This is a genomic window from Pseudomonas sp. KU43P, from assembly GCF_033095865.1.
Lineage (GTDB): Bacteria > Pseudomonadota > Gammaproteobacteria > Pseudomonadales > Pseudomonadaceae > Aquipseudomonas.
In genome coordinates this window covers 4,776,826-4,794,849 of sequence record NZ_AP019365.1, presented here as the reverse complement: position 1 = coordinate 4,794,849, position 18,024 = coordinate 4,776,826, and the positions used below count along the sequence as shown (strand labels likewise).

Annotated in this window: 16 protein-coding genes; 7 read left to right on the top strand and 9 right to left on the bottom strand. The window is 62.7% G+C overall.

Annotation, left to right across the window (positions count from 1 at the left end):
* Positions 1–199: 199 nt before the first annotated feature.
* The 3 genes from KU43P_RS21905 to ttgA are packed head-to-tail and all read right to left on the bottom strand — an operon-like array spanning position 200 to position 5,964.
* Entirely contained in the window at positions 200–1,654 is a 1,455-nt protein-coding gene (locus KU43P_RS21905; RefSeq protein WP_317659569.1) for an AdeC/AdeK/OprM family multidrug efflux complex outer membrane factor, read from the bottom strand.
* Entirely contained in the window at positions 1,651–4,806 is a 3,156-nt protein-coding gene (gene ttgB, locus KU43P_RS21900) for a multidrug efflux RND transporter permease subunit TtgB (RefSeq protein ID WP_317659568.1), read from the bottom strand. The genes KU43P_RS21905 and ttgB overlap by 4 nt, the downstream gene beginning before the upstream one ends.
* A gap of 3 nt (positions 4,807–4,809) precedes the next feature.
* Positions 4,810–5,964 (bottom strand): toluene efflux RND transporter periplasmic adaptor subunit TtgA, encoded by a 1,155-nt coding sequence (gene ttgA, locus KU43P_RS21895; RefSeq protein WP_317659567.1) that lies wholly within the window; start codon positions 5,962–5,964, stop codon positions 4,810–4,812.
* 257 nt (positions 5,965–6,221) lie between these two features.
* Here ttgA and ttgR point away from each other — a divergent pair, with 257 nt between their 5' ends.
* A complete protein-coding gene (ttgR, locus tag KU43P_RS21890; RefSeq protein WP_317659566.1) occupies positions 6,222–6,854 on the top strand; it encodes an efflux transport transcriptional regulator TtgR in 633 nt (210 codons plus the stop codon).
* 59 nt (positions 6,855–6,913) lie between these two features.
* Here the strand turns inward: ttgR and KU43P_RS21885 are convergent, their stop codons facing one another.
* Complete coding sequence (locus KU43P_RS21885) at positions 6,914–8,365, bottom strand: MDR family MFS transporter (protein ID WP_317659565.1); 1,452 nt, start codon at positions 8,363–8,365, stop codon at positions 6,914–6,916.
* 389 nt (positions 8,366–8,754) lie between these two features.
* Between KU43P_RS21885 and KU43P_RS21880 the strand changes: the two genes are divergently transcribed.
* Positions 8,755–9,624, top strand: a complete 870-nt coding sequence (locus tag KU43P_RS21880; RefSeq protein ID WP_317659564.1) for an oxaloacetate decarboxylase — start codon at positions 8,755–8,757, stop codon at positions 9,622–9,624.
* Between the two features lie 40 nt (positions 9,625–9,664).
* Here the strand turns inward: KU43P_RS21880 and KU43P_RS21875 are convergent, their stop codons facing one another.
* Entirely contained in the window at positions 9,665–10,564 is a 900-nt protein-coding gene (locus tag KU43P_RS21875; protein ID WP_317659563.1) for a LysR family transcriptional regulator, read from the bottom strand.
* A 103-nt stretch (positions 10,565–10,667) separates the two neighbouring features.
* Here KU43P_RS21875 and KU43P_RS21870 point away from each other — a divergent pair, with 103 nt between their 5' ends.
* Both KU43P_RS21870 and KU43P_RS21865 read left to right on the top strand, forming a co-directional pair.
* On the top strand, positions 10,668–11,543 hold the full coding sequence (locus KU43P_RS21870) for an MBL fold metallo-hydrolase (RefSeq protein ID WP_317659562.1): 876 nt from the start codon (positions 10,668–10,670) through the stop codon (positions 11,541–11,543).
* 28 nt (positions 11,544–11,571) lie between these two features.
* Positions 11,572–12,186, top strand: a complete 615-nt coding sequence (locus KU43P_RS21865; RefSeq protein WP_317659561.1) for an NAD(P)-dependent oxidoreductase — start codon at positions 11,572–11,574, stop codon at positions 12,184–12,186.
* A 79-nt stretch (positions 12,187–12,265) separates the two neighbouring features.
* Here KU43P_RS21865 and KU43P_RS21860 read toward each other — a convergent pair whose 3' ends face one another.
* A complete protein-coding gene (locus tag KU43P_RS21860) occupies positions 12,266–13,141 on the bottom strand; it encodes a LysR substrate-binding domain-containing protein (RefSeq protein WP_317659560.1) in 876 nt (291 codons plus the stop codon).
* Between the two features lie 115 nt (positions 13,142–13,256).
* Between KU43P_RS21860 and KU43P_RS21855 the strand changes: the two genes are divergently transcribed.
* Positions 13,257–14,894, top strand: a complete 1,638-nt coding sequence (locus tag KU43P_RS21855; RefSeq protein WP_317659559.1) for a 5-guanidino-2-oxopentanoate decarboxylase — start codon at positions 13,257–13,259, stop codon at positions 14,892–14,894.
* 77 nt (positions 14,895–14,971) lie between these two features.
* Here KU43P_RS21855 and KU43P_RS21850 read toward each other — a convergent pair whose 3' ends face one another.
* Positions 14,972–15,892 (bottom strand): AraC family transcriptional regulator, encoded by a 921-nt coding sequence (locus tag KU43P_RS21850; protein ID WP_317659558.1) that lies wholly within the window; start codon positions 15,890–15,892, stop codon positions 14,972–14,974.
* 202 nt (positions 15,893–16,094) lie between these two features.
* Here KU43P_RS21850 and KU43P_RS21845 point away from each other — a divergent pair, with 202 nt between their 5' ends.
* Positions 16,095–16,388 (top strand): putative quinol monooxygenase, encoded by a 294-nt coding sequence (locus KU43P_RS21845; protein WP_317659556.1) that lies wholly within the window; start codon positions 16,095–16,097, stop codon positions 16,386–16,388.
* Between the two features lie 56 nt (positions 16,389–16,444).
* Positions 16,445–16,678: a hypothetical protein gene (locus KU43P_RS21840; RefSeq protein ID WP_317659555.1), complete on the top strand. Its 234-nt coding sequence runs from the start codon at positions 16,445–16,447 to the stop codon at positions 16,676–16,678.
* Here the strand turns inward: KU43P_RS21840 and KU43P_RS21835 are convergent, their stop codons facing one another.
* A complete protein-coding gene (locus tag KU43P_RS21835; RefSeq protein ID WP_317659554.1) occupies positions 16,679–17,284 on the bottom strand; it encodes a flavin reductase family protein in 606 nt (201 codons plus the stop codon).
* A gap of 116 nt (positions 17,285–17,400) precedes the next feature.
* The gene (locus KU43P_RS21830; RefSeq protein WP_317659553.1) at positions 17,401–17,727 is read right to left on the bottom strand and encodes a hypothetical protein; all 327 of its coding nucleotides are present in this window, start codon (positions 17,725–17,727) and stop codon (positions 17,401–17,403) included.
* Positions 17,728–18,024 lie beyond the last annotated feature (297 nt).

The following is an 18,024-nucleotide window of genomic DNA, read 5'->3' as shown; positions in this document are numbered from 1 at the left end:
CGGAACAGGGCGATAATCGAACGGAATGTTCCAGTTGGTTAATTGTGGAGGGGAGCGGTTTCCCTGTGGTGACTTCACTGGCCTCATCGCCGGCAAGCCGGCTCCCACAGGTACTTCACAGCCTTCAAGTACTGTGGGTAGCTGTGGGCAAACAAAAAGCCCACCGCAAGGGTGGGCTTGATGTTGCCTGCAAGTCCGATCAGCTCTTCGGTGTATCCACCGAAGCCTGCTGATTGGCCTGCCCGGTCTGTTCGTACCAGCCACCGCCGAGCGCCTTGTACAGGTTGACCTCGCTGGTCAGCTGCGAGAGACGGTCGGTGATCAGCGACTGCTGGGCACTGAACAGGTTGCGTTGGGCGTCCAGGAAGGTCAGGTTGCTGTCGATACCGATGCGGTAGCGACGCTCTGCCAGGCGGTAGTAGTCCTGGTTCGCCTGCACCAGGTCGCGCTGCGCCTGCAACTGCTCTTCGAAGGTCTTGCGCGCCGCCAGGCCATCGGAGACTTCCTGGAAGGCCGTCTGGATGGTCTTTTCGTATTTGGCGACGTTGATGTCCTTCTGGATCTTCGAGTAATCCAGGCTGGCCTTCAGGCTGCCGGCGTTGAAGATCGGCAGGTTGATCTGCGGCTGGAACAACCAGGTACCTTGCCCGCCCGCGAACAGGTGGCCCATGTCGGGGCTGAGGCTGCCAGCGTTGGCAGTTAGGCTGATGCTCGGGAAGAACGCTGCGCGAGCTGCACCGATATTGGCGTTGGCGGCCTTGAGCAGGTGCTCGGCTTCCTGGATGTCCGGGCGACGCTGAAGAATGTCCGACGGCAGGCCGGCCGGTACTTCGGCCAGCTGGTCGGCATTGAGCTCCAGCGGCTTGGCCAGGTTGGCAGGAATGCCGGTGCCGATCAGCACCGCCAGGCTGTTGGCGTCCTGGGCGACCAGGCGCTGGTATTGCGAGTACTTGACGCGTGCGCCTTCCACGGCGGTACGCGCCTGGCTGACATCGAGCGCCGAAGCCACACCCACCTCATTGCTGCGGCGGGTCAGGTTGTAGCTTTCCTCGTACGTTTTGAGCGTGTCTTCGGTCAGCTTGAACAGCGCCTGGTCGGCCTGCCAGGTGTAGTAGGCGTTGGCCACGCTGGCCACAAGGGCGATCTGCGTGGAGCGACGCGCCTGCTCGCTGGACAGGTAGGTTTCCAGGGCCTGCTCGGTAAGGCTGCGCACACGGCCGAACAGGTCCAGTTCATAGGCGCTGACGCCCAGGGTGGCCGAGTACTGGCTGGTGATGCCCGATTCGCCGGTCTGCGACATGTTCGCCGGAACCCGCTGGCGGCTGCCGCTGCCGTTGGCGGAAACCGCCGGGAACAGGTCGGCGCGCTGAATGCGGTACTGGGCGCGGTAGGCGTCGATGTTCAACGCTGCCACGCGCAGGTCGCGGTTGTTGACCAGCGAGGTCTGGATCAACTGCTGCAGTGCCGGGTCGTGGAAGAACTGGCGCCAGCCCTGTTCGGCGGCGGCCACGTCGGCCGACTGGGTCGGCGAGTACGCAGGGCCTTGCGGCCACTGCGCAGCCACCGGGGACTCCGGGGTCTGGTAATCGGGTATCAGCGAGCAGCCGCCAAGAATGAAAGCGGTGACTGCCAGGGACAACAAAGACTTGGTCATTGCCCAGCCTCATAACGTGGAGTTTCAGGGGTGGCGTCTTTTTCTTCCGGCTCTTTGCTGCCGAACAGCGACGACACTGCGACGAAGAATAGCGGTACCCAGAAGATTGCCAGGATGGTCGCACTGATCATGCCGCCGATCACACCCGTACCAATGGCGTGCTGGCTGCCGGCGCCGGCGCCGCTGGCGATGGTCAACGGTACCACGCCGAGGATGAATGCCAGCGAGGTCATGATGATCGGGCGCAGACGCATGCGGCATGCTTCGATCGCCGCGTCGTACAGGCTGCGACCTTGCTCATGCAGTTCCTTGGCGAATTCCACGATCAGGATGGCGTTCTTCGCCGCCAGGCCGATGGTGGTCAACAGGCCGACCAGGAAGTACACGTCGTTGGACAACCCGCGCAGGCTGGTGGCGATCAGTGCACCGATGATACCCAGTGGCACCACCAGCACGACGGCGATCGGAATCGACCAGCTTTCGTACAGGGCTGCCAGGCAGAGGAACACGAACAGGACCGAGAGGGCGAACAGTGCCGGCATCTGCGAGCCGGAGAGTTTTTCCTCGTAGGACATGCCGGTCCAGGAGAAGCCGATGCCGTCAGGCAGTTCGCCCGCGATACGCTCGACTTCGGCCATGGCTTCACCGGTACTGTAGCCAGGAGCCGGTGCACCGAGAATCTCCATCGCCTCGACGCCGTTGTAGCGGGACAGCTTGGGCGATCCGTAGCTCCACTCGCCCTTGGCGAAGGAGGAGAACGGCACCATCTCGCCCGCACCGTTGCGCACGTACCACTTCTGCAGGTCTTCCGGGCTCATCCGCGCGTTCGCTTCGCCCTGGATGTACACCTTCTTGACCCGACCGCGATCGATGAAGTCGTTGACGTAGCTGGCACCGAGGGCGATCGACAGGGTGTTGTTGATGTCGGCGATGGTCACGCCCAGGGCGCTGGCACGCTCGTCATCGATGGTCAGCTGGTACTGCGGCTCATCGTTCAGGCCGTTCGGGCGCACGGCACTGAGTACCTTGCTCTGGGCAGCCTTGGCCAGGAACTGGTTGCGCGCTTCCATGAGCTTGGCATGGCCGACACCGCCACGGTCCTGAAGGAACACGTCGAAGCCGGTGGCGTTACCCAGTTCGAGTACCGCAGGCGGGGCGAAGGCGAACACCATCGCGTCGCGGAAGGTGAAGAAGTGCTGCTGGGCACGCTGGGCCAGGGCGAACACGCTGTTGTCCTTGGAACGCTCATCCCAGGGCTTGAGCATGATGAACGCCATACCCGAGCTCTGGCCACGGCCGGCGAAGTTGAAGCCGTTGACGGTGAACACCGAGGCAACGGTATCGGCTTCTTCCTTGAGCAGGTACTCGCGCATCTGGTCGACCACCACCTGCGTGCGCTCGGCACTGGAACCGGCCGGAGTTTGTACCTGGGCGAACAGTACGCCCTGGTCTTCCTCGGGCAGGAACGCGGTAGGGATGCGCGCGAACAGCCAGATCATGCCGACCACGATCAGCGCGTAGGCCAGCAGGAACGGCACCTTGTTGCGCAGGATACCGCCGACACTGCGCTCGTAGCCGTTTACGCTGCGGTCGAAGTTGCGGTTGAACCAGCCGAAGAACCCACCCTTGGCCACATGGTGCTCGCCCTTCTTCAGCGGCTTGAGCATGGTGGCGCACAGCGCCGGGGTGAAGATCAAGGCCACCAGCACCGACAGGCCCATGGCCGAGACGATGGTGATGGAGAACTGCCGGTAGATCACACCGGTGGAGCCCCCGAAGAAGGCCATTGGCAGCAGTACCGCCGACAGCACCAGAGCGATACCCACCAGGGCGCCCTGGATCTGTTCCATGGAACGCTTGGTCGCCTCCTTCGGCGGCAAGCCTTCCTCGGACATGACCCGCTCGACGTTCTCCACCACGACGATGGCATCGTCCACCAGCAAGCCGATGGCCAGGACCATGGCGAACATGGTCAGGGTGTTGATGCTGAAGCCGGCCGCGGCAAGGATGCCGAAGGTACCCAGCAATACCACCGGTACGGTCATGGTGGTGATGATGGTGGCGCGGAAGTTCTGCAGGAACAGGTACATCACCAGGAACACCAGGACCACGGCCTCGATCAGGGTGTGGATTACCCCGCTGATCGATTCGGTGACCACTGGCGTGGTGTCATACGGGAATACTGCTTTCACCCCAGGCGGGAAGAACGGCTCCAGGTCGGAGACGGTCTTGCGCAGGGCCTTGGCGGTGTCCAGGGCGTTGGCGCCGGTGGCCAGTTTTACCGCAAGGCCCGAGGCTGGCTTGCCGTTGAACTGGGCGCTGACGGCGTAGTTCTCGCCACCCAGGCCGACCTGGGCGACATCACCCAGGCGCACCTGCGAGCCATCCTTGTTGACCTTGAGCAGGATCTTCTCGAACTGCTCGGCGGTCTGCAGGCGGGTCTTGCCGATGATGGTGGCGTTGAGCTGGGTGCCGGGCAGGGCAGGCAGGCCGCCGAGCTGGCCGGAGGACACCTGCACGTTCTGCGCGGCGACCGCAGTCTTGACGTCCACCGGGGTCAGCTGGAACTTGTTCAGCTTGGCCGGATCCAGCCAGATACGCATGGCGTACTGGGCACCGAATACCTGGAAGTCACCGACACCGGCCGTACGCGAGATCGGGTCCTGCATGTTGGAGACGATGTAGTTGGCCAGGTCGTCCTTGGTCATGCTGCCGTCTTCGGACACCAGGCCGATCACCAGCAGGAAGTTCTTCACTGCCTTGGTGACACGGATACCTTGCTGCTGCACTTCCTGTGGCAGAAGCGGGGTGGCCAGGTTCAGCTTGTTCTGCACCTGAACCTGCGCAGTGTCAGCGTTGGTGCCCTGCTCGAAGGTCGCGGTAATGGTCATGCTGCCGTCGGAGTTGGACTCCGAGGAGACATAACGCAGGTTGTCGATACCGTTGAGCTGCTGTTCGATCACCTGTACCACGGTGTCCTGCACGGTCTGCGCCGAGGCGCCCGGGTAGGTCACGGCGATGGCGATGGCCGGCGGCGCGATGCTCGGGTACTGGTTGATCGGCAGCTTCAGGATCGACAAGGCGCCGACCAGCATGATCACCAAGGCGATCACCCAGGCGAAGATCGGGCGATCGATAAAGAACTTCGACATGGTTTACTCCGCTTTGGCGTCTGCTTTGGCCGCGTTGGCCTGATCAGGGCTGCCCGGCTTCTTGACGTTGGTGGCATCGCTTACCTTGACCTCGACGCCAGGGCGCACGTATTGCAGGCCTTCGGTGATCAGGCGGTCGCCCGGGTTGAGGCCTTCCTCGATCAGCCAGTCGCTGCCCAGGGTACGGCTGGCCTTGAGCTGGCGCAGCTCGACCTTGTTCTCCTGGTTGACCACCAGCGCGGTAGGGGCACCCTTGAGGTCACGGGTCACACCCTGCTGCGGGGCCAGGATGGCGTTGCTGTTGACCCCGGCCTTGAGCCGCGCATGCACGAACATGCCGGGCAGCAAGGTGTGCTCGGGGTTGGGGAAGATCGCGCGCAGGGTGACGGAGCCGGTGGTCTCGTCGACCGCGACTTCCGAGAACTCCAGGCGGCCTTCCTGTTTGAACAGGCTGCCGTCTTCCAGCACCAGCTGTACCGAGGCGGCGTTGTCGCCGGCCTTCTGCAGCTGGCCGCTCTCCAGGTCACGGCGCAGCTTGAGCAGCTCGGCGGTGGACTGGGTGACGTCGACGTAGATCGGGTCGAGCTGCTGGATGGTGGCCATGGCGTTGGCCTGGCCGTTGCTCACCAGTGCACCTTCGGTGAACGAGGAGCGGCCGATGCGACCACTGATCGGCGCCAGCACCTTGGTGTAACGCAGGTCGATCTGGGCGCTCTTGAGCGAAGCCTCGGCCTGCAATCGTTTGGCATTGGCGTCGTCGTACTCCTGCTTGGAAACGGCTTGCTCGTCGATCAGCTGCTTGTAGCGCTCGGCCAGCGAGCGGGTCGCCTGCAGGTTGGCCTGGGCGTTGGCCAGGGTGGCCTCGTACACCGCAGAGTCGATCTGGTAGAGCTGCTGCCCTTCCTTGACGTCGCTGCCTTCCTTGAACAGGCGCTTGAGAATGATGCCATTGACCTGCGGACGCACTTCGGCGACCCGGAAGGCGCTGGTGCGACCCGGCAGCTCGGACGTCAGGGTGAAGGCTTGCGGTTGCAAGGTAACGACGCCGACCAGAGGAGCTTGCGCTGCAGGCGCGGCTTCTTCTTTCTTACAGCCACTTAGCAGGGTTGCCAGGGCGACGGCGGAAACCAGAGCGGTAACGGCTGGCTTGAATTGCATGAGGATCCTCGGGTCGCTAGAGCAGGGAGACGCTCAAGAGTAATGGAAGAGTCTTGTCAGAAAAAAATCTATCCGGTGGATAAATAGCTTACTAACGAATATACTTACATTCACGGTTGTTTGTAAATAGCGCTCGGGTGGTAGCTGATGACTACCCCGGCCCTCGATTAGCCCATCCGGTAGGTACCCTGCAGAGGTACACCCGGCGGATTCCCCGCAGGCGAAGTGCATGCGGGCCCTGATGAGGTTGTACTGCCATGGTCCGTCGAACCAAAGAAGAAGCCCAGGAAACCCGCGCCCAAATCATCGAGGCGGCGGAAAAGGCCTTCTACAAGCGCGGGGTTGCGCGTACCACACTGGCCGACATCGCCGAACTGGCGGGGGTTACCCGAGGTGCTATCTATTGGCATTTCAACAACAAGGCCGAGCTGGTGCAGGCGTTGCTCGACAGCCTGCACGAAACCCATGACCACCTGGCGCGTGCAAGCGAAAGCGAGGACGAACTGGACCCGCTTGGCTGCATGCGCAAGCTGCTGCTGCAAGTGTTCAACGAGCTGGTGCTCGACGCCCGAACCCGGCGTATCAATGAAATCCTGCATCACAAGTGCGAGTTCACCGATGACATGTGTGAAATTCGCCAGCAGCGCCAGGGCGCGGTGCTGGATTGCCACGAGGGCATTACGCTGGCCTTGGCCAATGCCGTGCGCCGTGAGCAGTTACCCGCCGGGCTGGATGTAGAGCGCGCGGCGGTGGCCCTGTTTGCCTATGTCGATGGCTTGATCGGGCGCTGGTTGCTGCTACCGGACAGCTTCGAGCTGCTGCGCGATGCCGAAAAATGGGTCGACACCGGGCTGGATATGCTGCGCTTGAGCCCCGCCCTGCGCAAATGACACTTTGTTAAGGATTGTGAGGAAGTGTTTCCCTTGTTCATTAAGGGGGAATTAAACACTCAGCGTCCTCGCAGTTGCTTATCAGGCAAAGCCGCCGCGGCGACCAGCCCAAGCAAGGACGCCACGGCGCTACCCATCAGCAGGTGGCGGAAGGTGTCCAGCAGCCGCACCTGCATCGCAGGTTCGGGCGCGCCCGCCTGCAAACTCCCCAGCAACGGGTTACCCAGCACTTCAAGCCCACCCTGATGCAGCAGTGCCAGCAACAGGCTGGACATGCAGGCCACGCCCATGGCACCGCCCAGCGAACGGAACAGGTTGGTGGTGCTGGTGGCCACGCCGATATCTTTGATGTCGACCGCGCTCTGGGTGCCTACCAGCGAAGTAGGGAACTGCAAGCCACAGGCAATTCCGACCAACAGCATGAACACGCCGCTTAGCAGCGCCGACTGCGGTGGGGTGATGGCCATGGCGAAGATGGCGATCGGCATCAAAATCGCGCCAGCCAGAATCTGCGGTTTGAAGCGCCCGGTGAAGCTGGTCATGCGCCCACCGGTGAAGGCGCCGATGGGCAGCCCGATGGCCAGAGGTAGCAGGTGCAGTGCTGCGCTGTCGGCGCCGGCACCGGTAATTCCCTGGTAGCGCAGGGGCATCAGCATGGTCAGCGAGATCGACTGGAAGCTGGCGAAGAAGATCACGCCCCAGCACAGCACGGCGACCCGGTTGCCAAACAGGTTGAGTGGCAGCAAAGGTTCCTGGCAGCGCCGCTCATGGCTGATGAAGAGTACCAGGCCAAGGCCGGCACAGCCGAACAGGGCCAGCACAGGCAATGCGGTCCAGGCATGGCCTTGGCCGACCAGGGTGATGCCCAGCAGCAGGCTGCCCAGGCCGAGGATCAGCAGCAGGGCGCCCAGATAGTCCACCCGCGCTTCGCGGCGTTGCACCGGCATGCCGGCCAGCGCTCGGCGAATGGCATACAAGGCAACCAGCCCCAGGGGCAGGTTGATCCAAAATACCCAGCGCCACGACAGGTACTCCGTCAGCCAGCCGCCGAGCACCGGCCCGGCCACGCTGGCCACGGCGTACATGCTGCTGAAATAACCCTGGTAGCGGCCACGCTCGCGCGGGGGCACGAAGTCGCCGATGATTGCCTGGCTCACCGAAACCATGCCGCCCGCACCAATGCCTTGCAGTACCCGCGCAAGTACCAGTTGCTGCATGTCCTGGGCCAGCGCACAGGCGATCGAGGCCAGGGTGAACAGGCTGATGCCGGTGAGGATCATGCGCCGCCGGCCATACAGGTCGCCGAGCTTGCCGTAGATGGGCACGGCCACGGTCATCGCAACCATGTAGCCGGAGATGACCCAGGCCAGCAGGCCGACGTCGTTGAACTGGGCTGAAATGGCGGGCAGGGAGACGGCAACGATGGTCTGGTCGAGGGCGCCGAGGAAGATGGCCAGCATCAACGCGGTGAGCACATTGCGCAGGACGGTGGGGGGCAGGGCGGCGGTCACGGGATTACCTTGTCATCGGCTGTTGGGTGCCTGTAGTGGCCCCTTGGAGGGCTTGCCCCGCGAAGGGGCCGTTGAATTGTAACCCGACTTAGGTAGCTCCCTATGTACTATCTGCATCCCCTATGCAAGATCGGCATTGGCGCATTCATCCAGTGCTGCATGGCCGCGTGATATCGTGGCTTTACCGCAGAGGCTGAAAACCGGGGCTCGCACCAGCATGGTGCAATAAATAGCCGCCGGTTTTCGTGTCGCTGTCTCCCACACCTTTTATTCCTCTGCCTGCATGTCGAGCATGACCGCCCAGATGGCGACGGTTGGAACAGGTCAGGTAGACCCGATTCAGGGGTCGGTAGCAACCGTTCTATTTTCACCTTTTTAGCGGAGTGATCATGCCCAAGGCTTCCCATCAAGATCTGCGTTTTGCCTTCCGCGAGTTGCTCGCTTCAGGTTCCTGCTATCACACGGCCTCGGTGTTCGATCCGATGTCGGCACGCATCGCCGCTGACCTGGGCTTCGAAGTCGGCATTCTGGGCGGTTCGGTCGCTTCGTTGCAGGTGCTGGCAGCGCCAGACTTCGCCCTGATCACCCTCAGTGAATTCGTCGAGCAGGCCACCCGTATCGGCCGTGTGGCTCAATTGCCTGTGCTTGCCGATGCCGACCACGGTTACGGCAATGCGCTCAACGTGATGCGCACGGTCATCGAGCTGGAGCGAGCCGGCGTGGCGGCGCTGACCATCGAAGATACCCTGCTGCCGGCCCAGTTCGGGCGCAAGTCCACCGACCTGATCCCGGTCGAGGAGGGTGTCGGCAAGATCCGCGCAGCGCTGGAGGCACGGGTCGATTCCTCGCTGTCGATCATCGCCCGTACCAATGCCGGGGTGCTCAGCACCGAAGAAATCATCGTGCGTACCCAGAGCTATCAGAAGGCCGGCGCCGACGGTATCTGCATGGTCGGAGTGAAAGACTTCGAGCAACTGGAGCAGATCGCAGAGCACCTGACCGTGCCGCTGATGCTGGTGACCTACGCCAACCCCAACCTGCGCGACGACGAGCGCCTGGCGCGCCTGGGCGTACGTATCGTGGTCGACGGCCACGCCGCGTATTTCGCCGCGATCAAGGCCACCTACGACTGCCTGCGCCTGCAGCGTGGCCAGCAGAACAAGTCCGAGAACCTCAGCGCCACCGAGCTCTCGCACACCTACACCCAGCCTGAGGACTACATCCGCTGGGCCAAGGAGTACATGAGCGTCGAGGAATGACAGGCTCGGCGCCGTTCTGCCAGGTGAACGGCGCCAAAGGCTAGCGGTCCCACTCCGGCTCGTCGGTGAACCGCTGCGCCAGAAAGTCCAGCATGCTGCGCAAGGTTGCCGGCATGTGCTTGCGAGACGTGTACACCGCATTCAAATTCAGCTCCCGTGGCCGCGCCTCGGGCACCAGGCGCACCAGTTCGCCGCTGTGCAAGGCGGTGGCGGCCTGGTAGGTCGGCAGCATGGCGATCCCCGCGCCAGCCAGCGCCGCCTTTTGTAATGTCATCGCTTCGTTGGCGCTGATGTTGCCGTCCACCGGCACCGCGATTTGTTGCCCATCCACTTCGAAGTGCCAGAGGCTGTGGCCGAAGTAGGCGTGGGTCAGGCAATTATGCCGGCTCAGTTGCTCGACCCGCTGCGGCGTGCCGTGTTCGCGCAGGTAGGCCGGTGACGCACACACCACCGAACGGCACACGGTCAGGCGCCGGGCGATGAGGTTGGGGTCCAGATCATTGCTGGTGCGTATCGCCAGGTCGATCCGCTCGTCCACCAAGTTCACCGTACGGTCGAGCATCTGCAGTTCAACCTTCACGCCGGGGTAGCGCCGCACGTACTCGGCCACCGCGTCCACCAGCTGTGCTTGGCCGAACGAGGTGCTGACACTGATGCGCAATTCGCCACGAGGGGCGTCGTCCGGTTGGCGCACGGCGGCTTGCAGGTCGCCGGCAAGCTCCAGCAGTTGCCGGCAGCGGGGCAGGGTCTGCTGGCCAGCGGCAGTCAGGCTCAGCTTGCGCGTGGTGCGCTGCATCAACCGTGCGCCGACCCAATCCTCCAGTTCCGCCAGATAGCGTGATACCACTGGCCGCGATAGTTGCAGGTGATCCGCCGCTGCCGACTGGCTGCCCAGGTCGACGACGGTGACGAAGACGCGCATGGCGTTGAGACGGTCCATGATTTGCCCGATTTCAGAAACAAACTATGTCTGAGCATCGCATTTTTTGTCATGGATCGGGCAACTAAGCTGTGAACCATTCATTTACATGCGGATGTTAGCGATGTCTGTTTTCACACCCTTGCGCGGTTGGTTGCTTGCCTGTGTTTGTCTGTCCGGTCCGGTGATGGCTGCCGAGCCACTGTACCTTGAGGTCTACAATCCCGGGCATGAAGCGATCTTTCCGGTCAGCTCGGTGATCGTTGCAGGGGAAAGGGACGCCATCCTGGTCGATGCCCAGTTCGGCAAGGCCCAGGCTGAACAGCTGGTACAGCGCCTGCGTGCCAGCGGCAAGCAGCTGACGACCATCTACATCAGCCATGGCGACCCGGATTACTACTTTGGCCTCGACACCCTGACCCAGGCCTTCCCTGATGCCAAGGTGCTCGCCTCGGCAGCCACGGTGGCGCATATTCGCCAGACCATGGACGCCAAGCTTGCCTACTGGGGCCCGCAGATGGGCGCCGACAAACCTGCGCGGCTGAGGGTACCGCAGGTGCTCGATGGCGACCGGCTGATGCTGGAAGGCCAGGCCTTGGAAGTGATCGGCCTGGACGGTCCGCAGCCTGAGCGCAGTTTCGTGTGGATTCCGTCGATCAAGGCCGTGGTCGGTGGTGTCGTCGTGGCAGAGAACATCCATGTATGGATGGCCGACACCCAGTCCCCCAAGTCCCATGCCGACTGGCTCGGCACGCTGGCGCAGATCGAAAAGCTGGCACCGCGCACGGTGATACCCGGCCATTACATGGGCCAGAGCAGTCGTTCGCTGGAGGCGGTGCGCTTCACCGCGAACTACATTCGCGACTTCGATCGTGAAACCGCCAAGGCGAAAGATGCCGGCGCCTTGATTGCGGCAATGAACAAGCGTTACCCCGGCCTGGCCGATGAAAGCTCGCTGGAGCTGAGCGCCAAGGTCGCCAAGGGCGAGATGAAGTGGTAATTCCGTTCACCTGATTGGAGTGTTTCCCATGAGCAAGATTGCAATCATCGGAGCTACCGGCCGTGCCGGCAGCCAGTTGCTGGAAGAGGCTTTGCGTCGCGGGCACAGCGTACTGGCCATTGCTCGCAACCCTTCACGGCTGTCGGGACGTGAAGGCGTCGAGGTTCAGGCACTGGATGTCACCGACAGCGCGGCGCTGCAGAAGGCGGTAGCGGGAGTGGATGCGGTGCTGAGCGCGGCGCATTTCGCCACCATTACGCCGCACGCGATCATCGAACCGGTCAAGCGCGCCGGGGTCAAGCGGCTGCTGGTAGTGGGCGGTGCGGGAAGCCTGCTGTTGCCTTCAGGGCATCGGGTCATCGACAGCCCGGACTTTCCGGAGGCGTACAAGGCCGAAGCCAGTGCCGGGGTGCTTTTTCTCGAGCAGTTGCGTCAGGAACAGAACCTGGACTGGACCTTCCTGTCGCCGTCGGCGGAGTTTGTCGAAGGGGAGCGCACAGGGCATTACACCTTGGGCAAGGATCATTTGCTGATCGGGGCCGACGGCAAGAGCTGGATCAGCTTCGCAGACTATGCGATTGCGATGATCGATGAGCTGGAGAAACCGGCGCATTCGCGGCAGCGGTTTACCGTCGGGTATTGAGTTGTCGCTTTCGCGGATAAATCCGCTCCTACAAGGCCTGCACCGAACCTGTAGGAGCGGATTTATCCGCGAGAGGCCTTCACTGTTCCGCCCGGCTCTGCAGCCAGTCCATCAACTCGACCAACCCAGCCGGCACATTCCTGGCCTGGTAGGCTAGATAGTAGGCCTTGCCCGTCAGCACCTTGAGCCCAAACGGCATGCACAACCTGCCATTTCTCAAGTCGTCGCCAATCAACGCCCAGTCGCCAATAGCTACTCCAGTCCCCTGGGAGGCCATCGCCATCGCCATGTCCAGGGTTTCGAAATGCTGCCTGGGCCCTTGGCCATCCAGGGTTGCGCTAGCGGCCTGTAACCATAGGCGCCAGTCGTGCTCATCTCGCGAGGGGTGCAGCAACATATGGCGCTTCAGGTCGTCGATCGCCACCAGCGGCGCAGGCCCCGCCAGCAGCGATGGTGCACACACTGGGGTGAGCTGCTCATCGAACAGCTTGCGCACATGCAGCCCATGGTTCGGCGCTTCGCCATAGACCACCGCTGCATCGAACCCTTCGCGGCGAAAATCCACGCCATGCTGCACCGTGGTGGTCAGCTCCACCGGCACGTCCGGCCGCTGCGCCTGCCATTCCATCAGGCGTGGCAGCAGCCAGCGCATCACACAGGTCGGTGCCTTGAGCTGCAACGTGGCGCTGCGCCCACCCACCTCGCGCACCCCTTGTTCGATGAGCGCAAACACCTGTTGTACGCGTGGCAGCCAGTCCTGCCCCTCGCGCGTCAGGCTTAGCCCACGGGCCTGGCGCTGGAACAGGGCGTAACCCAGGTGTTCTTCGAGCCCGGCGATCTGCCGGCTGACCGCACCCTGGGTGATATGCAATTGCTGGGCGGCGCGGGTGAAATTGCAGTGCTGTGCAGTAACCAGAAACGTGTGCAGGGCGGGGAGGGGAGGAAGTCGTTTCATCGCGGCAAGCCATGAGTACAGGACATGGCTAGTATGTGTTTTTTTGGATTGTGGCGATAGCAGCGCGTTAGGTCCAATGGGCGTCAGATATCCAACAAGATGCAAGGTGATACCCATGGCAACCTGCGGCGAAGTATTGGTCAAACTCCTTGAAGGCTATGGTGTGGACCATGTCTTCGGCATTCCCGGCGTACATACCGTGGAGCTGTACCGAGGCCTGGCGGCTTCGTCCATTCGCCACATCACCCCGCGCCACGAGCAAGGTGCGGGATTCATGGCTGATGGCTACGCGCGTACCCGTGGCAAACCCGGCGTGTGCTTCATCATCACCGGCCCGGGCATGACCAACATCACCACTGCCATGGGCCAGGCCTATGCCGACTCGATCCCGATGCTGGTGATTTCCAGCGTGCAGTCGCGTGATCAGTTGGGCGGTGGCCGTGGCAAGCTGCACGAGTTGCCCAACCAGGGGGCCCTGGTGGCAGGCGTGGCGGCTTTCTCGCAGACGTTGATGAGCGCCGACGACTTGCCTCAGGTATTGGCCCGTGCCTTTGCCGTGTTCGACGGTGCGCGCCCACGCCCGGTGCATATCGAGATCCCGCTGGATGTGCTGGTCGAGCCTGCTGATCACTTGCTGCCGGGCCGCCCGGTGCGCAGCAGCCGTGCTGGCGCTGCACCACAGGCCGTGGCGCACATGGCCGAACGCTTGGCCAAAGCACGCAAGCCGCTGATTCTGGCCGGTGGCGGTGCATTGGCCGCAGGGGCGCCGCTGGCACGTCTGGCCGAGCACCTTCAGGCGCCGGTGGCACTGACCATCAATGCCAAGGGCCTGCTCCCGGCAAACCACCCGCTGCAGATCGGTTCGACCCAGTCGCTGGTCGCCACGCGGGCGCTGGTGGCGGAAGCGGACGTGGTGCTGGCAATCGGCACCGAGCTTGCCGAAACCGATTATGACGTGACCTTCAAGGGCGGTTTCGAGATCCCTGGCGCCCTGTTGCGGATCGACATCGACCCGGACCAGACCGTACGCAACTACCTGCCGGAGCTGGCCCTTGTTGCCGATGCCGAACTGGCCGCGCAAGCATTGCTGGATGCCCTGCACGATTTGCCGGCCCCGGTCCGTGATGGTCACTGGGGTGCGGCGCGGGCTCGGCAGCTGCGTGAATCGCTGGCGGCGAGCTGGGATCAGCCGACCTTGAGCCAGACTCGCCTCTTGACCAGCATCCTCGAGCGTCTGCCGAATGCCATTCTGGTGGGGGATTCGACCCAGCCGGTCTACACCGGCAACCTGACGCTGGACATGGACCAACCGCGGCGCTGGTTCAACGCCTCGACCGGCTACGGCACCTTAGGCTACGCGTTGCCTGCGGCGATGGGGGCTTGGCTGGGCAGCGCCGAGCGCCTGGCCGAGCGTGCGCCGGCCATTTGCCTGATCGGCGATGGCGGCCTGCAGTTCACCCTGCCGGAACTGGCCAGCGCGGTGGAGGCGCAGGTTCCGCTGATCGTGCTGTTGTGGAATAACCAAGGGTATGAAGAAATCAAGAAGTACATGGTCAACCGTGCCATCGAGCCCGTTGGTGTGGATATCCATACTCCGGACTTCATTGGCGTGGCGCGGGCCTTGGGGGCCGAGGCGGAGCAGGTTGGCGATGTGCAGCAACTGCAGGCTGCCCTGGGGCGGGCTGTGGAGCGCAAGGGGCCGACCTTGATCGAGGTTGACCAGAATCAGTGGCAGGCGGCAGTAGCAGGCTGACGATCAGGCATTAGCCTTGGTCGCCGCTGCAACTGGATCCCCGCTCCCATAAGCGCTGCTACGGGCCAGCCAGCCAATCACCCTGCACTGGCCCGTAACCGCGCCACATCCCGAATTGGCGGTGCCCCATACAGCCGGCTGTACTCCCGGCTGAACTGCGACGGGCTTTCATACCCCACCCGATAGCCCGCCACCGCTGCTTCCAGCCCGTCATTGAGCATCAGCCGTCGCGCCTCCTGCAGGCGCAACTGCTTCTGGTACTGCAAGGGGCTCATCGACGTCACGGCCTTGAATCGATGGTGCAAGGTCGAGGTGCTGAGATTGACAACCCGGGCCAGGTCTTCGATGCGCAGCGGTTGCTGGAAGTTCTGGTTGAGCCAGGTGATGGCCTGGCACACCCGGTGCGTCTGGCTGTTGGCCAGGGCAATTTCATACAGGCGATACCCCTGCGGCCCACGCAGCAGGCGGTAGAGGATTTCCCGGCGGATCAGCGGCGCCAGCATGGCAATGTCTCGCGGCGTATCCAGTAGACGGATCAGGCGTAGCAGTGCGTCGAGCAGCTGCGGATCGGTCCGTTCCACGTACAAGCCACGGCCGGAGGGCAGGTTGGGCACCAGCATCGGGCCGCTTTCGGTAATCAACTGGCTGATCTCGGCCGGGTCCAGGTCCATGCGCAGGCCCAGGCTGGGGTGTTCAGGGCTGGCGTCGAGCTTCACGCCGCTCAACGGCAAGGTCACCGAGACCACCATGTAATGCAACGGGTCATAGGCGTACTGTTCGTCGCCAAGAAACAGGCTCTTGCTGCCCTGGGCAAGGATGCACAGGGCCGGTTGGGCGAGGGTCGGCACCGAGCGGACGTTCTCGGTATAGCGCACCAGGTACAGGTCGTCGATGGCCGAGGCCGGGCCATGGGGCTCGCCGGCATGCCGGCGGATCAGCTCGGCCAGTTCCTGACGTTGTACTTCCAGGGTCGGGTCGATGGACGGGGCGGTGGTCATGATGGCTTTCCTCTGCTGACCGACGCAGCATAGGTTTGGGCAATGGTGGGCGCTAGTCGAAAGCTGCACGTGGATTGCCTGATCCTGCCGCGCGGCAGAATCAGGCAATCCACGTGCAGTAATAGCCTAACGCGCCGCGCGGGTGAGCCCCTAACCTTGGCAGCCTGTTTCAATTGTCCGCGTGCTTCAAGGAGATCGTGCAATGACCCTACGACAACCGGTCACTCACTTGGCTTTCATCCGCGCCAGCAGCGGCCGTTCGGCGGAGCTCGGCGCGCGCCTGCGAGACCTGCTCGAACCTTCGCTGCGTACCCCAGGCTGCCTGAGTTTCAGCGTGCAGCGCTCGCAATCCGACGCCGACCTGTGGCTGCTGAGCGGTAGCTGGTGCGACCAGCAGGCGATGAGCGGCTATTTCGCCTCGCCAACCCTGGAGGTGTTTGGCGAGCTGGTCCAGGCCCAGGTCGTCAGCAGCCTGGACCTGCATACCTTCGATTGAATGACCAGCCGCACGGAGTAGAATGCCGCCCCTCGATCAACGACGCGGATAGCGACATGGCACGTAAAGAGTTCCCGCATTTCGAAGCGGTTTCGGCGATGGTCCCGGTGGAAGGCGGCGGTTATAACGCCGCCATCGCGGTCAAGGCCCTGGGCATGGGCGGTGCGCCGCGCTTTCATAAAGTGCTCGAGGGCCAGGTATTCAAAAGCGCCATGGCGGCCGACGACGCCGCCTGCGCCGAGCTGGAACGCCTCAAGGACGTTGGCGAGGAAGGCGAGCTGATCTGGTGATCACACCTGCGGCCTGCTCATCTTGAACAGGTTGCCCAGTTCGAAGTAGTCCGCCGGGCCACCGCCTCGCAGGATCGGCTCGGCGGCCGCGGTGTCGTAGATACCGTCCTTGAGCAGGTGCTCGGCAATGTGCACCGCTACCACCTCACCGAGGATCAGCCAGCTCGGCACCAGCGCCTGGTCGGCCCGCTTGAGCTGAACGATCTGGCTCACCTTGCATTCGAATGCCACCGGGGTTTCGCCCACGCGCGGCACGCTCACCAGGCTCGACGGCGTTGCCGTCAATCCGCTCAATTCGAATTCATTCACTTGCGCCGGTACGGCTGCGCAGCTCTGGTTCATGGCTTCGGCCAAGGGGCGGGTGGCCAGGTTCCAGACGAACTCGCCGGTCTGCTCGATGTTGTTCAGGCTGTCTTTGCGACCGACACTGCAGAAACCGATGATCGGCGGAATGTAGTTGAAGGCGTTGAAGAAACTGTAGGGCGCGAGGTTCAGGCGGCCTTCGCGGTCCTGGGAGGAGATCCAGCCGATCGGGCGTGGGCCGACGATGGCATTGAACGGGTCGTGGGGCAGGCCGTGGCCTTTGGCGGGTTCGTAGTAGTACATCTGTCGGGCTTGTGGCCCTACCTCCAGAGGGGACGAGGCGCCTAGTGTGCCAAGCTTGTGCCCGCCTGGAAATGATCAAGCCCGGCCGAGGCCGGGCTGGTTGCACGCATCAGGGATCAGCTGATGCGGTGGGCGTTGGTGCGGTCGAAGCCGTCTTCGGCGAAGCGTTGTGCGCCAGTGCGGTCGAAGCCGTCTTCGGCGAAGCGTTGTGCGCCAGTGTGGTCGAAGCCGTCTTCGGCGAAGCGTTGTGCGCCAGTGTGGTCGAAGCCGTCTTCGGCGAAGCGTTGTGCACCGGTGCGGTCGAAACCGTCTTCGGCGTAGGTGGCAGCCTGGCTCTGGGCTGCTGCGAAGCTATGGGCATTGGTGCGGTCGAAGCCATCTTCAGCGAAAGCGCCAGTGGCGAAAACCGAGAGGGCCAAGGTAAGGATCAGTTTGTTTTTCATGGTCGTTGCTCCGTTGGGTTCGAGGTTGTTTGTTTCTATGGATTCAATGCTACGCCGATTAATTTGATAAAAAAGCGCAAAAAATGACGCTAAAAAATCTAATTAGTTGATGTGTTGAGGCGTGTCGATCGTGACTCCGCATACAGCTTTGCCTTGCAAACGCAGTGTTCCTGTTTCGGCGAGCGATTGGCCTGGTCAGCACCTACAGGATGCAGTGCTGGTATTAATCGGGGGTTAAGGGGGCAAATGCCTAGTGTTTGAAGGGATCAACGCTTTTTTCATAAACCGCCAACCGAT

What these genes read in the sequence shown, in the direction of transcription:
- KU43P_RS21835 (WP_317659554.1), bottom strand. Translation starts at nt 17,284, where the DNA reads ATGTACTACTACGAACCCGCCAAAGGCCACGGCCTGCCCCACGACCCG.
- KU43P_RS21860 (WP_317659560.1), bottom strand. Translation starts at nt 13,141, where the DNA reads ATGAAACGACTTCCTCCCCTCCCCGCCCTGCACACGTTTCTGGTTACT.
- KU43P_RS21845 (WP_317659556.1), top strand. Translation starts at nt 16,095, where the DNA reads ATGACCCTACGACAACCGGTCACTCACTTGGCTTTCATCCGCGCCAGC.
- KU43P_RS21875 (WP_317659563.1), bottom strand. Translation starts at nt 10,564, where the DNA reads ATGGACCGTCTCAACGCCATGCGCGTCTTCGTCACCGTCGTCGACCTG.
- KU43P_RS21880 (WP_317659564.1), top strand. Translation starts at nt 8,755, where the DNA reads ATGCCCAAGGCTTCCCATCAAGATCTGCGTTTTGCCTTCCGCGAGTTG.
- ttgR (WP_317659566.1), top strand. Translation starts at nt 6,222, where the DNA reads ATGGTCCGTCGAACCAAAGAAGAAGCCCAGGAAACCCGCGCCCAAATC.
- ttgB (WP_317659568.1), bottom strand. Translation starts at nt 4,806, where the DNA reads ATGTCGAAGTTCTTTATCGATCGCCCGATCTTCGCCTGGGTGATCGCC.
- KU43P_RS21830 (WP_317659553.1), bottom strand. Translation starts at nt 17,727, where the DNA reads ATGAAAAACAAACTGATCCTTACCTTGGCCCTCTCGGTTTTCGCCACT.
- KU43P_RS21865 (WP_317659561.1), top strand. Translation starts at nt 11,572, where the DNA reads ATGAGCAAGATTGCAATCATCGGAGCTACCGGCCGTGCCGGCAGCCAG.
- KU43P_RS21840 (WP_317659555.1), top strand. Translation starts at nt 16,445, where the DNA reads ATGGCACGTAAAGAGTTCCCGCATTTCGAAGCGGTTTCGGCGATGGTC.
- KU43P_RS21870 (WP_317659562.1), top strand. Translation starts at nt 10,668, where the DNA reads ATGTCTGTTTTCACACCCTTGCGCGGTTGGTTGCTTGCCTGTGTTTGT.
- KU43P_RS21855 (WP_317659559.1), top strand. Translation starts at nt 13,257, where the DNA reads ATGGCAACCTGCGGCGAAGTATTGGTCAAACTCCTTGAAGGCTATGGT.
- KU43P_RS21850 (WP_317659558.1), bottom strand. Translation starts at nt 15,892, where the DNA reads ATGACCACCGCCCCGTCCATCGACCCGACCCTGGAAGTACAACGTCAG.
- ttgA (WP_317659567.1), bottom strand. Translation starts at nt 5,964, where the DNA reads ATGCAATTCAAGCCAGCCGTTACCGCTCTGGTTTCCGCCGTCGCCCTG.
- KU43P_RS21905 (WP_317659569.1), bottom strand. Translation starts at nt 1,654, where the DNA reads ATGACCAAGTCTTTGTTGTCCCTGGCAGTCACCGCTTTCATTCTTGGC.